The 18,144-nt window shown below is 36.5% G+C and carries 9 protein-coding genes; all 9 read left to right on the forward strand.

The window, feature by feature from the left end:
• The coding region (locus IR022_RS19080; RefSeq protein WP_206759619.1) for a hypothetical protein at positions 1-344 on the forward strand (344 nt) is incomplete at its 5' end.
• Between the two features lie 30 nt (positions 345-374).
• Complete coding sequence (locus IR022_RS19085) at positions 375-2,171, forward strand: T6SS phospholipase effector Tle1-like catalytic domain-containing protein (RefSeq protein ID WP_194204941.1); 1,797 nt, start codon at positions 375-377, stop codon at positions 2,169-2,171.
• A gap of 38 nt (positions 2,172-2,209) precedes the next feature.
• Positions 2,210-3,997 carry a type VI secretion system baseplate subunit TssF gene (locus IR022_RS19090; RefSeq protein WP_194204942.1) on the forward strand — a complete coding sequence of 596 codons (1,788 nt, stop codon included), beginning with the start codon at positions 2,210-2,212 and terminating at the stop codon, positions 3,995-3,997.
• Between the two features lie 11 nt (positions 3,998-4,008).
• Positions 4,009-6,489, forward strand: a complete 2,481-nt coding sequence (locus tag IR022_RS19095; RefSeq protein ID WP_194204943.1) for an ATP-dependent Clp protease ATP-binding subunit — start codon at positions 4,009-4,011, stop codon at positions 6,487-6,489.
• A 349-nt stretch (positions 6,490-6,838) separates the two neighbouring features.
• Positions 6,839-9,370: a kelch repeat-containing protein gene (locus IR022_RS19100; RefSeq protein ID WP_194204944.1), complete on the forward strand. Its 2,532-nt coding sequence runs from the start codon at positions 6,839-6,841 to the stop codon at positions 9,368-9,370.
• A 361-nt stretch (positions 9,371-9,731) separates the two neighbouring features.
• Positions 9,732-12,044, forward strand: coding sequence for a GH92 family glycosyl hydrolase (locus IR022_RS19105; protein WP_194204945.1), 2,313 nt, complete (start codon positions 9,732-9,734; stop codon positions 12,042-12,044).
• Positions 12,045-12,184: 140 nt separating this feature from the next.
• Entirely contained in the window at positions 12,185-15,337 is a 3,153-nt protein-coding gene (locus IR022_RS19110; RefSeq protein ID WP_242053301.1) for a SusC/RagA family TonB-linked outer membrane protein, read from the forward strand.
• A gap of 17 nt (positions 15,338-15,354) precedes the next feature.
• Complete coding sequence (locus tag IR022_RS19115) at positions 15,355-17,295, forward strand: RagB/SusD family nutrient uptake outer membrane protein (protein ID WP_194204946.1); 1,941 nt, start codon at positions 15,355-15,357, stop codon at positions 17,293-17,295.
• 26 nt (positions 17,296-17,321) lie between these two features.
• Positions 17,322-18,086: a DUF3823 domain-containing protein gene (locus tag IR022_RS19120; protein ID WP_194204947.1), complete on the forward strand. Its 765-nt coding sequence runs from the start codon at positions 17,322-17,324 to the stop codon at positions 18,084-18,086.
• Positions 18,087-18,144: the final 58 nt, after the last annotated feature.

An 18,144-nucleotide genomic window follows, 5' to 3' on the forward strand; every position in this document is an offset into this window, starting at 1 on the left:
CTATACAAAGGCTTACTATGACCTGGTCATTCGGCAGAAAAATTCAATATGTCCGTATAACAACAGAAGAGGAGGAACTTTTTAAAATCTATAAACAGATGTACGAAGACGATCCATCACGGGAGATCGAATTACGCATTGATGTAAATGAAGAAAACAATTTTGTACGTGCCTGGTTTTCGCAACCGGGATTGGAATACCCCCGGGAAGTCGAACTGGTAAGATCAGACATCGGTATATATCCCAAAGGTGAAGGTTCCAGGCACTGGATAACGGCTTTTAAAGACGAATATGAGGATGACTATCCCTATGCAAGAAAAGATGGTAAAGAAGACGGAAAGTAAATAATTCATACATACTAAACAGAACAAGCAATGGGAGGAATGGTATATGATATAGGTGAAGAAGGGATACCCAATCGAGCCAAAGAAACACTGAGTGTAACTATAGGGGTGTTTTTTGATGGAACAAGTAACAATAAAAAAAATATAGGGATCAGGGAGTCGTACGATACAAATAAAAACAGCCTCTCAAAAAAAGAGCAGGAGGCATATGAAAAATATGGTAAAGACAAGGGGTCGAGTTATAAGGGTGGCTTTACCAATGTAGTGAAGTTGCAAGAGATATACAGAACAAGTACAAAGCAAGCCCCATTTATAGACTCGGTATATATAGAAGGTATTGGTACGGTGAACATTGGAAGTGATGATACTTTGGATGGAACCGGTTTGGGACGAAACGAGAATGGTATACGTGGAAAGGTATTCAGGGCATGCCACGAAATCAGTAAATCGGAGGTATTACAATGGGACAATATAGACAAGGAAATAGGTTACATAACTTTAGATATTTTCGGTTTCAGCCGTGGGGCTGCAGCCGCACGTAGTTTTGCCTATGAAGCCATCCGCAAAGACGGGCTGAAAAATATAAACACGAATATAATTAATGAAGAAACACACGCTGACAGCGATATAGACTCACTCAAGTACAGTCTAGAGAAAGGTGTGCAAAAATATGGTATGCTGGGTTACTGCCTTAAAAAAAATACGCAAATAGAATTAGATAACGTAAAAATAAAGATCCGTTATATAGGTGTTTTCGATACGGTAGCTTCATTTGCTAGAAGTGCTGCCCTTAATCCTGAATTTAAGAGAGGAGCTACTCAATTGCATTTGAATGATGGTTTGAAGAAAGCCACAAAAGTGGTTCATTTAGTATCAGAAGGCGAACATCGTAAAAATTTTGCAATTACTCCTATTCCCGAAAATGGCGAAAAAAATATAGAAATAATCCTTCCGGGAGTACATTCCGATATAGGAGGAGGGTATATCGATGGAGTTGGAGACAATAACATTGAGATAGATAACCAAAGAAGTATAGGTAAACTGGAGTTGGAACAATATAAGAACTATCTGGTTGAAAACCGATGGTATAAAAATAAAGAAGATGAATTATGCATAAAAGACAAAGCGTTGTGGGGAAATCGCAAAAGCTTAAGTAATAAGTACGAAGATATACCACTTAATTTTATGTATACTTTAATGTCTGGAAGCGTTCTCTTTGATAGTGATATTTATAACAAAAAGTATAAAATTTATCCACAAGCGACAATTCAATCAAAACTAAAAGAGGCTTTACTTAAAGACTTTAATACCATGCTTCCTTTACAGCAAGAGTACCGTATAAAAGCGGAAGTCAATAAAGCAAAGCAAAGTAATGCTATGATCTTTTCACCTATGGATATTACGTCAATGGGGTGGGAGCAACCGCCTTTTGAGAATTATGTAGATTCGTCCTTAAGAATGTATCATTCAGATAAGAATAAATTAGATTATCCAACACCGGCAGAAATAGTTTCTTATTTTCATGAAAAACTTAAACCTACACTCGAAGGTAGATCGCATTGCTTGAAAATATTAACATACAAGGTCTTTATCAATAATTATGCAAAGACTGATGATAATCTACCCCCCACTAGTTTCTTTCTTAAAAAAAGAGAAGATTCTATACTGGATGCGCTCATAGAACAAATCTTTTTGGGTATTTTGAGGAATAAATATCTGCATTGGTCAGCTCATTGTGAGTCTAGCTGGGGCATTGCTCCTTTTGAACCTCAACGAAATAGTGATAGTGGAGATTTTAATCGTAAGCGCCAGACTCACCCTGCATAATAGTATCCTCTGGTAAAATAATAAAAGAAGTATTGAGTATGAAAAGTAAAGAAGCAATACGTAAAGAGATTATTCATTATATAAATCTGACATGGGATACTAAAAGTTCTGTAAACCGGAATCCACTAGTCAATCTGATGATAGAGACCATGTGTAATGAACTCTATTTGTTGGAAAATAAACTGACTGATATAGATTTAACTATTTTGGAAAAGCTGGTAAATAAATTGGCTCCTTACGGATATAATTATATACGTCCAGCACATAGCATTCTTTATGTAAAGCCTAGTATCCCTATATATCATCTGGATAGAAAGACTGTGTTTACAATCAAGAATCTATCCAATGAATTAAAGAATAAAGAAATATCATCTGTGGGGTTTACTCCGGTTACTGATACTATTCTTAGGGATGTTAGCGTGACGCATATATTTCAAGGACAAACGCTCTGGTCAGTTGATTCTTCGGGAAACAAAAGGGTCATTAATCGTGTGAATGAAAAAAGAACGTATAACACTGTCTGGATAAAACTAGACATCGGAGAGGGAGTAAAATACCTGAAGAACTTGTTTTTTTATTTTGATTTTCCACATCTAAATGATAATCACGATTATTTTGATCTACTTCCCCATGTGAAATGGTTCGCTGCAGGAAAGCCTTTAGAAATAAAATATGGTTTTCCTATAAATCAGTCGGTTACACATAGTAAAACGGAGACTGATATCCTAGCTTTTTATAATTCTCACTACCAGACTATATCGAGTGAATTGAATTTGAATGTGATGGAAAAGCAGCATCTACCTGATGAGTTAATCGCTATAATGGGGGAGGAACTAGCTTCAAACATCGAGAAAGGTTATTGGCTCTCGATTACTTTTCCTCCTCAATTCAACGATAGTGATCTCAGTAAATTAGTGATTGCTGTGAATGCTTTTCCTGCTTTAAATAGACAACATAACGAAACAAGGATATCGAATCCTTCGTTTGGAGATATTATACCATTATCGTCGGATATTGGTGAAGAGTTTTTAGAAATAGATATTGTTTCTGATTCTTCCCAAAGGATATATAAGACGGAAGAAATGAGTGAAGATATAAATGGAACATTTAATGTAGAACCTATAAGAAAGAAGAATATTGCTGACCCTAAGTTAGCAGATTATTTAGAAAGGCTTATTGATATAGCACAAGATGAAAAAACGGCTTTTCCTGAGATAGATGCAGAGAAAATATCTTCGGTACTCGACTCTATAACAGGGCTCCAAAATGAAGAAAGTCGTAAAGTAGAACTCAACAGACTAAATGCATATGCAGAAGTAGGGCGGATACTTGTTTATCCTTTTGATAACGTTGGCTCTATGGATATTTCATATTGGACATCACATGTAGAGCTTGTTAATGGTATACCTGCAGGTACATCGGTTATGGCTATTAAAGTATCAGAATTAAATAAATCAAATGCCATACTCCTGACTCAGGTTTTCGGAGGTAAGAGTTTTTACGATATAGAGAGTCTAAAAGCTATAAATAGGTATTATCTAACTTCAAAAGACCGTATTTTGACTAAACATAATATTTTGAGTTTCTGTTGGATGGAATTAGGTAAATACATCAAAGAAGTAGATGTAGTGCGTAAAGCCAGAATAACTCCCCAATTTAAGCAAGGTATAATCAATGTTATGGAAATTCAGTTAACGCCTAAAGATAAATATATTGACTATCTAAAAGAGAAAGGAGTTGTAAAGGACTTGAAGACTAGGCTTAACCTGCGCTCTCCGAACCATTACAATTATACTTTTAAAGTCATAGAGTCAGCTAATAAATAAAAAATAAATATATGGATTTTATTAATCTGAATGAACCAGTAAAAACAGCCATAAGAATAGCCCAGTCTATTTCTCGAGAATATTATAATGCAACTTATTCGTCTGCCCATTTATTGAAAGCTCTGCTTCATAAAGAGATTGGTTTGAAAGACTTTATACAAAGCATGGATAAAGATGTTGAGTATTTTGGAGAATGGGCTGAAATGCGTATTGACGATTTTCCAAAAGCCGGTGTAGTAGCTGATATACAACCCGATGAAAAAATACCGATGGTTTTTGAAGAAGCAGACAATGTGCGTCTGAAACTTGGGTTGTTAGAAATTAATCCTATTTGTGTATTAGCTGCATTAGCTAAACCTAATGTCGGGTTTACGGTAGACCAATTGAAGTCTTTTCCGCTTCGCGAAAATGAGATTTTCGACTTGTATGTTATTGGAAAAGAGATAAGATCATCCATTGGTATGTCAAACGCCTCTTTTGTAACATCAGAAGAAAATGGAGCGATGCCTATGGTCAACCTTATGAAATATTGTGTTGATAAAACAGCTTTGGCGCTAGACCTAAAAATACACAACATTGTAAGCCGTGATAAGGAAACACGTATGATGATGGAAATACTTGGACGTCACAGCAAACCCAATGTTATGATTATCGGAGATTCGGGAGTGGGGAAAACGGCTCTTGTGGATGGTCTTGCTCATGATATTGTAAATAAAAATGTAGCATCTTATCTTGATGGAGCTGCGGTCTACGAACTGGATACAGGTGCTCTTATTGCTGGAGCAACTTACAAAGGGGAAATAGAAGACCGTTTGAAAAATATTATCAAGGAAATTCGGAATATAGATAATGCAATTCTATTTATTGACGAAATTCATGTACTATTAGACCCTAAACAGGGTAATTCGGGTGCTGCAAACATCTTAAAACCTGAGTTGTCAAAAGGTGATCTAACGGTTATCGGTGCCACTACTATTGATGAATATCGTAAATTGATAGAACCCGATCATGCCTTTAGTCGTAGATTTGAAGTATTACAAATCAATGAACCGGATATTGCATCGGCTATCCTTATGGTACACTCAGTCTTACCTCGATATATGGAATTCCACAAGCTTGAAGTAGACAAGGAAGCGATAGAGGAATGTGTAAAGTTAGCTAAGCGTTACGATAAAGATCGTCGTTTGCCAGATTCGGCTATCGATTTGATGGATAGAACTATGTCGGCGACTAAAATGGTAAATGAGACTGCTCATAAAGATATTCATTATTTTATAAGTGAGTTAGCCCTCATTGAAGGAGCATTTGATAAAACACCCGAAGAAAAACTTGCAGATTTACGTTTCTTATACTTATCTATGCAAAACCGCTTGAGTCCTGTTTTATTAGGTATCATTACAGATGAAACTGATGTGAGGGAAATAGAGGATGAAGGTGTACTATTTAATTATGTTGGCAAGGCGTTAGATATATTAAATGACTTCATAAAAGAGAAGATTACAAAAATAGCAGTACATGAGGTTGCTGCCATTATATCTAGTAAAACTGGAATCCCAATAGGGAAAGTACAAGCTCAGGAAAAAGAACGCCTGCTAAATATGGAAGACTTGTTGCGCCGAAGAGTGGTTGGACAAGATAATGCTTTGAAATCGCTTGTAGATGCTATCTTAGAGTCTCGAAGTGGATTGAATAAAGCAGGACAACCCATTGGCTCATTTTTCTTATTAGGACCTACGGGAACGGGAAAAACCGAATTAGCAAAATCGTTGGCAGAAGTGCTTTTTAATGACGAAAAAGCAATGATTCGTTTCGATATGTCAGAGTTTAAAGAAGAACATTCGGCAGCCCTATTATACGGAGCTCCTCCGGGATATGTAGGTTATGAAGAAGGCGGGCTTTTAGTGAATAAAATTCGTCAGCAGCCTTATGCTGTGGTTCTATTTGATGAGATAGAAAAAGCACATCCATCGGTGTATGACATCTTCCTGCAAATTATGGATGAAGGTAAATTGCATGATAGACTAGGTAAAGAAGGGGATTTTTCTAATGCTATAATCCTGTTTACATCCAATGTTGGTAGCGAGTGGCTTACTAAGCAATTATCACAAGGCATTACTCCAACTACTACACAGTTGATGGAAGTGATGGGGCAGTATTTCCGTCCAGAGTTTTTAGCTCGTTTATCAGAAATAGTTCCATTCTCGCCTATCAATGAAACCATGCTATTGAAGATTTTCAATATTCAGCTTAAAGGGCTTATTGAAGCTTTGAGTAAGCAAGGTATAGATTTGGAAATTGATGATGATACTCGTAAAATGCTAGCCGAACGTGGTTTCACACCTAAGTATGGAGCAAGACAAGTGGCAGGGACGATACGAACACATTTGAGACGTCCTATTTCACGCCTGATTGTGGGTAATAAGCTTTCTCATGGACATAAATTAGTGGTAGGTAAAGGCTCTGATAATGAATTGATTTGGGATATTCGATAATTCTTTGATATGCTATATTTATCTGTTATAACTAATAGTATTTTGTCTGTGATAAGGTTAATAGTTAAGGAGAATTGAGGTTCTGGAAACGGAGAAATACTTATATCTAATTTCTCTATATCTGAAATAGGTCTAAAAAAAGCAGTTACAAATTTTTGTAGCTGCTTTTCTCTTTTTATAAAGAATTATCAGCTTTACGACTGAATTATAATAGGTTGTCATTTGTTATAAGAATTAACATATAAGTATATTATCATCCTATTCGTTGCCTCTAAAACCCGTATCTAAACTAATCCCCGAAATTAACGAGCTTATTTTCTATATTTGTAGATAATAAAGTGTGTTTATTATGAAATTATTTTTTTACTTAGCTATACTATTATTCTTTCCCCTAAATATCTTTTCTCAAGGACTCAGATTTCATGGAAATGAAAGTCTGATCAATGATAGAACTTCTTATTCAGTATTTGAGAATAGTTCACCCTCTTTTTCCGAGAAACTGATTATTAATTTTAATTTGTCGTTACTTCCAGAATCGAATGTTGGTTATATCCTGAGATTGAAAGATACTAATCAGAACACGACTTATAATTTGATGTATGATAATGAGGGGGGAGATAATACAGTCTTTAAATTCAATGAAGAAGGTCGCAACAATTTGATCACTACTCTTTTTAGAAAAGAAGAACTTGCTAATTGCCAATGGGTAAGTATCAGCCTCTCTTTTGATCTCAAGGAAGATTCTATGATTCTGAGTGTGAATGAGAATGAAACTAAAATAGGAGGTTTAAATCTTCAAGAAAAATGGAAGCCTATCATTTATTTTGGAAGGAGTGAACATGTCGTTGATATTCCTTCTTTTGCCATTAAGAATCTGGTCATTAAAGATAAACAACAAGAATATCTATTTCATTTAAATGAGAATGAAGGAGAACTTGTACATGATTCGAAAGGTAAAGTAAGAGGTCAGGTTTCTAATCCTGTTTGGTTGATTAATAATGCCTATTACTGGGCTCCACGAGCATCTTTCAAGTCGAAAAATGTAGCGGGTTTAAACTTTAATCCAAAAACACAAGACATATACTTTTTCGATCGTGATTCTATCATGACTTTCAATGTTCGTACACATAATATTTCGTCTAAGAAATATGCCAATGAACTACCTGTCAAACTCAGATTAGGTATGAGCTTTATGGATAAAACGGATGATCGGTTATATGCATATGAGGTATACTCCGAAGAGCAAGCCACAGCAGTTACAGCAGCTTATCTTGATCTCAATACATTGATATGGACATCTGAGACTGTTGATAGACTACCTACTCAGTTGCATCACCATAACGGATTTTATGATTCCGATAATCAGAGATATATAGTTTTTGGAGGTTTTGGAAGCCAACATTATAACAAGGAGTTTTACTCGTATGATTTGATTGAAAAGAAATGGAACTTACTATCCTTTGAAGGAGATAAGATCACACCCAGATATTTCTCCTCAATGTGCTATAAAAAGGATGAAAATGCATTGTATATTTTCGGGGGTATGGGCAATGATTCCGGAGATCAGACTATTGGTCGTCGTTACTATTATGACTTATACAAAGTTGATCTTAATAAGAAAAAAATCACAAAGTTATGGGAAATACCTTGGGAGGGAGATAATGTAGTGCCTGTACGTAGCATGATAATGCTTGATGATACATGCTTTTATACATTGTGCTATCCGGAACACTTTTCGAGTACATTCTTAAAGTTATATCGTTTTTCTATTAAAAATGGAAATTTTGATATTTTGGGAGATTCAATTCCGATCCGTTCCGATAAAATTACAACAAATGCCAACTTATATTATAATGAAAAGTTGAACGAACTATATTGTACCGTTCAGGAGTTTGATGCGAATGATATTTCCTCGGTTGCTCGAGTGTATTCTTTATCTTTTCCTCCTATAAGTTTTGATGAACTTGTCGGAGATGGTAAAAACAAGGCTATGACTTACATTTGGCTTGTAGTTATTTTAGCTGCGGTTTTAGTCGGTATATATCTTTTTTATAGAAAAAAGAGTCGGGTTAAAACTGATATTAATTCTCTAGATAACTCCAATTTGGCTTTGGAAGCTAGAGAGGAAATACAACGCGAATCTTTTTCGAGAAGAGATCAACCAAACTCGGTTTACTTATTTGGTGAATTTACGGTAAGAGATCGTAACAATAAGGATATTACGTATATGTTCAGTACAAAACTGAAACAAACTTTTCTTTTAATCCTTCAATATAGTATAGAAGATGGCATTTCATCTCAACAGTTGAGTGACATTTTATGGCCTGACAAAACAGAGAATAAAGCAAAGAATCTAAAAGGGGTAACCCTCAATCATATACGCAAAGCTCTTTCGGAGCTTGACGATATAGAACTCATTCACGATAAAGGGTTCTTTAAAATAGTATTATCGGAGGGATGCTACTGCGATTATATGAGGTTTTCAGAAATAACTAAAGAAGAGAATATAATAAATAATAAAGAGTTGATTGAAATATTAACAAGAGGTAAATTCCTGAAAAACACAGAAGGCGAGATTTTCGATTCGTTCAAACAAGAGGTTGAAAATAGATCGGAAACTATTTTACAAATGGAAATCGAAAGTCGATATGCTCAGCAAGATTACCAAACTACATTATTACTGGTAGAGACTCTTTTCAATATTGACTCTCTAAATGAAGAAGCATTATACTATCAGATACATTCTTTAACAAAACTAAAAATGACGGATCAGGCAAAAAATAAATATTTGATATTTGCCGCAGAATACAAGAAGGTGATGAATGAAAATTATCCAACAAACCTTTCCTCTCTTTTAAACGAAAAAGAGCTTAAGAGATAAAAATACTTAAGATTTGTCTATATTTTAAAAGCTTCGTTTACGTAGATATACGTAAACAGCTTTATTCTGTTTGTCAAAGCAATAAAAGGCTTAGGATCTTAAATATATGCAGGTTAATAAAATAAGTTACACTTCTAACCCTGTTTTAATCGCAAATTAACCCAATAGTTAACCACTGCAACATACATTTGGTGCTGTTAACTGATAGGAAATACCATTGACTTATTTACAAAAACTAAATACCTCTAATTCTATATTAGAAGAGGAGATGTAAGCACTCAATAAACACAAAAGCTTACAAAAAATTCCTACCACACATTCTAGAGAACAATTTATAATGTTAACTTATTATATAAACCTTATGCGAAATCTTACTGTCTTATTTTTAGTAATCATTTCTATTTTTTCTATTAAACTGAATGCCCAAACTACTCCTGTTGATTATGTGAGTACGTTGGTTGGCACACAATCTAAACATTCGTTATCCACAGGTAATACCTATCCGGCAATAGCTATGCCATGGGGTATGAATTTTTGGATGCCACAAACCGGTAAAATGGGCGATGGATGGGCATATACATACGATGCAGATAAGATCAGAGGTTTTAAGCAGACGCATCAACCCAGTCCATGGATAAACGATTATGGTCAATTTGCAATTATGCCTATCACAGGCAAAGTTGTATTTGATCAGGATGAGCGGGCTAGCTGGTTCTCTCATAAAGCCGAAGTAGCCAGACCATATTATTATCGTGTTTATTTGGCAGATCACGATGTAGTCACCGAGATAGCCCCAACAGAGCGAGCTGCTATGTTTCGTTTTACTTTTCCTGAGAACGATAATTCATCGGTAATTGTAGATGCTTTTGACGATGGTTCGTATGTGAAAATCATCCCTGAACAAAATAAAATCATTGGTTATACTACTAAAAATAATGGAGGAGTACCTGATAATTTTAAGAATTACTTTGTAATAGTATTCGATAAGCCTTTTACTTATACAGCTTCTTCCATCAACAACAAAATACAAAAAGGAGTATTAGAAGCTAAAGAAGATCATGCAGGAGCAATCATTGGTTTCTCAACAAAAAAAGGCGAATTAGTACATGCTAAAGTGGCTTCTTCATTTATCAGCTATGATCAGGCTGAATTAAACCTAAAAGAATTAAGTAATGATTCTTTTGATCAGATTAAAGCAAAAGGCAGAAACGAATGGAATAAAGTATTGGGACGTATTGAAGTTGAAGATGATAATATTGACAATCTTCGTACATTCTATTCTTGTCTTTATCGCTCGGTGCTTTTTCCTCGTAGTTTTTATGAAATAAACAAGGAAGGCGAGCCTGTTCATTATAGCCCTTATAGTGGAGAAGTACTTTCCGGATATATGTTTACTGATACGGGTTTTTGGGATACATTCCGCTCTTTATTTCCATTCTTAAATCTGATGTATCCTTCTATGAACGAGAAGATGCAGGCAGGGTTAGTCAACACATATCAAGAAAGCGGCTTTTTACCCGAATGGGCAAGTCCCGGTCATAGAGGTTGTATGGTTGGTAACAACTCGGCATCAGTAGTAGCTGATGCTTACCTAAAGGGATTGAGAGGATACGATATTGAAACTCTTTGGCAGGCAGTAGTGAGTGGAGCTAATAGCGTACACCCAACAGTGAGTTCAACAGGTCGTTTAGGATATCAATATTATAATAAGTTAGGATATGTGCCTTATAATGTAGGAATTAAAGAGAGTGCAGCCCGCACCTTAGAATATGCTTATGATGACTGGGCTATTTATAAGCTGGGTAAGGCATTGAATAAACCAGAGAAAGAAATAGGTATATATGCCAAAAGAGCGATGAACTATAAGAATCTATTCGATCCCGAACACAAACTAATGAGAGGACGAAATGAAGATGGAACTTTCCAATCACCTTTTAACCCTTTGAAATGGGGAGATGCTTTCACCGAAGGTAATAGCTGGCATTACACATGGTCGGTATTCCACGATCCTCAAGGATTAATTGACTTAATGGGTGGACGGAATGGTTTCAATCAAATGCTTGATTCTGTATTTAATGTTCCCCCTTTATTTGATGAGAGCTATTATGGAAGTGTGATTCATGAAATCCGCGAAATGCAAATAATGAATATGGGTAATTATGCACATGGTAATCAACCGGTTCAGCATATGATCTACTTATATAACTATTCGGGCGAACCCTGGAAGGCTCAATATTGGGTGAGAGAAGTTATGGACAAGTTATACACACCTGCTCCTGACGGGTATTGCGGAGATGAAGACAATGGTCAGACTTCGGCATGGTATGTATTTTCGGCTTTAGGTTTCTATCCCGTATGTCCCGGAGCAGATCAATATGTAATAGGCTCACCTTTATTTAAAAGCGTGAAGCTTAATCTGGAAAACGGAAAACAAATTCATATTAAGGCTGCAAATAATAATCAATCAAACCGATACATCTCATCACTATCAGTAGACGGACAACCTTACACAAAGAACTATCTAACTTATGACAATTTGCTAAAGGGCGCTACTATTGACTTCAATATGTCTGCTACTCCCAATAAACAAAAAGGGATAAATGAGACTGATTTTCCCTATTCATTCTCAAATGAATTAAAGAAAGCAAACCCATCCACCAGGAAGAAAAAATGAATATGTCTAAACCTTAAAATCAATTGACCTTATGAACAAAAGAACGAGAGAGTCGGCTTTAAGATTCTCTGCTTTGAAACCGTAGCCATCATTTCAGTTAACTAATTATTTAATTTTTTACGAAAAAACACTTTTAAAGTATGGAAATAAAACGATGTCTATTTCAGATACAGAAGACTTATGCAATGAAAGCATTGCAGGTTTTGATTCTTCTAGGATCATTTAGTCTTCATGTACAAGCACAAGTAAATCAAGCTTCGGAGGTTTCGATAAGCGGAACTGTAAAAGATAATACGGGTGAACCTCTTATTGGAGCTAATGTAATAGAAAAGGGAACTACCAATGGTACAATAACCGATCTGGATGGAGGTTTTAGCCTAAAGGTAAAACCTAATGCTGTTATTCAAGTTTCGTATATTGGTTTTAACAACAAAGAGATTCCTTTAGGGGGACAAACAACCTTCAATATTGTACTTGATGATAATAGTAAACTGCTTCAAGATGTAATTGTGGTAGGTTACGGCGTTCAAAAGAAAGTAACTCTAACAGGGGCAATTTCGGCAATCAAAGGAGATGAAATTCTGGCTACCCGAAACGAAAATGTACAAAACATGTTGGCTGGTCGTGTGGCTGGTTTACGTGTAGTACAAAACTCGAGTGAACCGGGATCATTTAATAACAACTTTGAGATTAGGGGAATGGGTAACCCACTTCTTGTAATTGATGGAGTACCCCGTGATAATATCTCGCGTCTCGATCCTAACGATATCGAAAGCATTTCAGTACTTAAAGATGCTTCGGCTGCTATATATGGTGTACGTGCTGCAAATGGAGTGGTTCTGGTAACAACAAAAAAAGGTAGTAAGGATAAGCTTGAACTCAGATACTCGGGTAATTTTGGCTGGCAAAAACCTTCCGGATTACCTAGAGGGGTGGGGGCTGTTGATTATATGACCCTTGCTAATGAGCGTTCGATGCACAATGTAGATGGAGGTAAATTATCGTTTCAGGACAAAGATTTTGCTCCTTATCTCGATGGTACGTTGAGTAGTACCGATTGGTATTCTCCAATCATCAGAGATTTGGCTCCACAAGCACAGCACAATATTAGTGCAACAGGAGGTAACGACAAGGCAACTTATTATATGAGTTTGGGATATCAAACCCAAGATGGATTTTTAAAGAGTGGAGATCTAAATTATAATCGTTATAATATTCGTTCAAACGTATCGAGTAAGATTACAAACCGATTGACCGTTGATATGAATATCTCGGGGATTGCTGAGGAAAAGAATGCTCCCTATATTTCGATGGAAGATATTATTCGCTCATTCTGGAGGATGAAGCCTACCGATCCTATTTATGCAAACAATAACGAAGGCTACTATATGCAAGGATCGGTAGATGGATCTAATCCCGTAGCGATGATGAACTCAGATGTTGCAGGCTATAACAAAACACGTAATAAATGGTTTCAAACCACAGGAACAGCAACCTATGTTGTACCTTACATTGATGGACTGAAAGCGAAAGCACTATTTAGTTATGACTACTATCTTTCTGATAATAAGATATACAGACAAGAATACAATCAATACACCTACAACGATGCCGATGATACCTACAAATCATTTACTCATCAGGCTCCAAACAGGATAAGGAGAGAAAATTTTTCGAGACAATCTGTTTTGTGGAATCTCTCTTTAGATTACAATAAAAACTTTAATAAGAAGCACGATGTAGGCGCTCTTTTACTATTAGAGCAAGCCGTAAGACAAGCCGATAACTTCTACGCATTGAGAGAGCTTGCTCTTCCAATCGACGAACTATTAGCTGGTAATAGTGCAAATCAGGAAGGAAATATGAAGTCTAGCGACTTATATAAAGATGCCAATCGTGCCCTAGTTGGTAGATTCAACTACGCATATCAATCTAAGTACATGGCCGAGTTTAGTTTCAGATACGATGGTTCCTCAAAGTTCCCGACGAACTACCGTTGGGGATTTTTCCCTTCCGCATCTGTGGGATGGAGAGCATCTGAAGAAAACTTCTGGAAAGATTCGTTCTTGGCTTTTGTGAATAACTTCAAACTTCGTGGATCGTATGGAAAGCTTGGCGATGATGGAGCTGCCAGTTATCAGTTTATACAAGGATATTTTTATCCTGCGACAGGAGATGGAATCGACTCTAATAAGCTTCCTAACGGACATATATTTGATGGAAACTTTATCACATCAATGAGTAGTAAAGGTATTGCTAATCCTAATATAACATGGTACACAGCAAAAACAGCAAATATAGGTTTCGATCTCGAAGCGTGGAATGGACTGTTTGGTGTGGTATTGGATCTGTTTCAACGAGATAGAGATGGTTTATTAGCCAGACGAGTACAAAGCTTACCGGGAATAGTGGGAGCAACTCTACCCGAGGAAAATCTGAATAGCGACAGAACGCGAGGATTTGATCTTGAATTGACTCACCGAAATAAGATTAACGATTTTAGATATAGTGCAATGGGAGTTCTTTCATTTGCCCGTACAATGAATCGTTATCAAGAAAGAGCCAAAGCAGGAAACTCTTATGAGAATTGGAGAAATAATAATAACAATCGTTGGAGCAATACTTGGTGGGGATATGGAACTACCGGACAGTATGATTCTTGGGGAAGCATTGTCAATAGTCCGACTTATGTAGGAAGAGGTACTTTACCAGGAGATTATGCTTATCAGGATTGGAATGGTGATGGTGTTATTTCAGACTTAGATAAACATCCCATTGCTTATGGAGGAGACAAACCTATGATGAGTTTTGGTCTTACTTTGATTGGTGAATATAAAGGAATTGATTTAAATATCTTACTTCAAGGGGCAGCTATGTCGTCGGTTTCTTATAGTGAACAACTAAGAGAACCTCTATGGGGTGGAGGTAGTGGTTTGGAGCAATTCATGGATCGTTGGCATCCGGTTGACCCCCGAGCTAATCCTTACGATCCCAATATCGACTGGGTTTCTGGCTACTATGCTTACACAGGAAGCTTGCCTGACACCGATTCTAAATACAATATGCAGGATGCAACCTATGTTCGCTTAAAGAGTATCGAGTTAGGCTACACACTACCAGCATCAGTTGTAAGAAGACTAGGTATTCAGAATGTACGGGTATTTACTAATGGATACAACTTGCTAACGGTTACAAATGTAAAACATGTTGACCCGGAGCATCCTTCGAGCTCCAATGGATACTTGTACCCGTTGAATAAAACGTTTTCGTTGGGTGTAGATATTAAATTTTAATCTTAAATAGTATAATCATGAAATATAAAGGATATATTATAATAACTCTAATGGCATGTGGAATGGCTTTTTCGTTCCCCTCTTGTCAAGATCTGGATATAGCTCCGATGAATATTGTGAAAGATGATGATGTCTTCAGTAACGAGGCTGGTATTCGCAGTTATATGGCACGTATGTATAGCGAAATGCCGATGGAAGATTTCAGATATTCGCATACACGTTTATTCAATCACTTTTGGTTAGTTAACCCCTTTAGTTGTATTTCGGGAGAAGGGCTTAGCCGTGATGTAGGAGGCGCTGCAACCGAAAGTATTGTGACCGAAAATAATAAAAATAATTATTGGGACGATGCTTATATTTTGATTCGTGAAGCTAATTATTTTATAGAGACTCTTCCTCAATACGCAAACTTGTACAGTACCGAATCGGTAGATAATTGGTTAGGCGAAGCTTACTTTGCTCGGGCATTTGCTTATTATGCTTTGGCTAAACGTTATGGAGGTGTTCCGTTAGTAGATAAGGTACTCAATTATCCGAGCATAAGTATAGACGATACTTATTTGCCTCGAAATTCGGAGGAAGAAACATGGGATTTTATCTCTCGTGACTTTGATACTGCAATAGAAAAATTGTCAACAGTAAATGCGAGAGGTCGGATTACTAAATATGGTGCTGCGGCTTTTAAATCGAGAGCAATGCTATATGCAGGTTCTATTGCTAAATACAATACAACTTCATTATTTGACAGTAATAACAAACGTTTATGTGGAATTCCTGCCGATAGAGCAAAAGACTATTTCAAACAAAGCTATGACGCGGCGAAAATGACCGAAGGCAAATACAGCCTTTATATGAAAGACTGGAAAGCCGGAGATAAAGAAGCACAGTATCAAAACTATGTGAATTTATTTTTTGCAGCAGATAGTCCCGAAAATATTTTGGTGAAAGATTACCAATACCCCGAAACTGTGCATGGTTGGGATGCCTACAATGTACCTCGTCAGAGTATGGGACCCAATGGTTATTCGGCTGAAATAAACCCAACTCTCAATTTCGTAGAAATGTTCGATGGTTTTGAGAAAGATGCAAACGGTCACTTTAAAAATCTGGATGCAAGTGGTAAATATCTGATGTTTGATAAAACAATGGATCCGTTTGTAAATGCAGAACCACGCTTGCGTGCAACTGTAATTTTCCCGGGAGATGTATTTAAGAAAGAGAATATTGAGATACGCCGAGGTATTTATACGGGAAGTGTAACTAATGGTATTGCTCCTCTTTTACCTGTGGGTTCTACTGAGGCTTATCTGGAAACCAATCTGATTACATCGGCAAATGCTTCTCAAACAGCATACACTTTACCCAATGGTACTAAAATGAATCCTGCCGGAGCTAGTGGAACTTTCAATTCAGATGGAACTTGTAGTATCTCAGGATTCTCGATCCGTAAATATCTAGATCCTAATAGAGAAACATCTCAGGTCTTAGAAAATCATTCGGATCAGTCTTGGATCGAAATGCGATATGCCGAAGTTTTATTAACAAGAGCTGAGACTGCATACGAGCTTCAATCATTAGGAGTAACAGACGGTAATTACACCAATGATGCATTTACTTGTATCAACCAACTAAGGGAGAGAGCAGGTGCAACGCTATTGGCTTCTGCCGGAAACTTGAACTTGGACGTAATACGTACCGAAAGACGTAAAGAGCTTGGCTTCGAGCACAAAACATATTGGGATATGAAACGTTGGAGAGTTGCCGATAAGGAACAAAATTCGACTTTGTATAGAATCCTAATGCCCTTCTTTGCAGCTAATTCTATGAAATATTTCTTTGATATAAGAACCGATGAGGGAAACAGAAGATACACATTTGATACCAGATGGTATTATCAACAAATACCATCTGGAGAGATCACTAAGAATGCGAAGATGGAACAAAACCCAGGTTATTAAAAGTGAAATTAAAAAACGATAGTAATATGAAAAAAATAGTATATAGTGCTGTATTCTCTTTTGTGCTTCTGATGGGGTTTTCATGTACAGATTATGATAATTATGACGAACCACAAGAAACATTAAAGGGGGCGGTAGTTGATAAAAATACCAAGCGAACCCTTCAGACCGAAACTAATGATGCAGGTATCCGCATCAAGCTATTAGAGTATAGCTGGAGTGACGATCCTACACCTTATTATTTTTATAGTATGCAGGATGGTACATTTAATAATACGAAGATATTCAAAGGCAATTACAATGTATCAGTTGAAGGAGCATTTGTGCCTATTATTCAACGCGATAATAACGGAAATATAATCAAGGATGATAGTAAGACTGTGGATATAAAAGGTACAGTAGACCTAACATTTGAGGTAGAACCGTTTCTTAATGTTGAGTGGGTAGGGGAGCCGTTTCTTAATGCCGATAAAACGGTAACCGTAAATGTGAAAATAACAAGAGGAACCAGTGATGCCAATTATCAGAAGAATATTACTGACTTGTATTTGTTTGTAAATACCAATCCCTATACGGGTAATAATAATTACGACAATAATTATTCTACTCAAATAAGATATGATGGCTCCGATGCAAATTCGCTATTAGGTACAACAATTTCAGTTACTACGAAAGCTGCTTTACCTGCTTCGCGAGCATTCTATTTGAGAGTAGGTGCTCGTATAGACTACGAGACAGCCGGACGAAAACGTTATAACTATAACGAGGTTAAGTCTATGCAAATTCCCTGAAAAACAAGAAGGCTCCCTTCAAAAAAAAGGAGCCTTCTCTCTTCTTTTTCTTTAGAAA

Origin of the sequence: Dysgonomonas sp. GY617 (genome assembly GCF_015233815.1) — a bacterium.
Classification (GTDB): domain Bacteria; phylum Bacteroidota; class Bacteroidia; order Bacteroidales; family Dysgonomonadaceae; genus Dysgonomonas_A.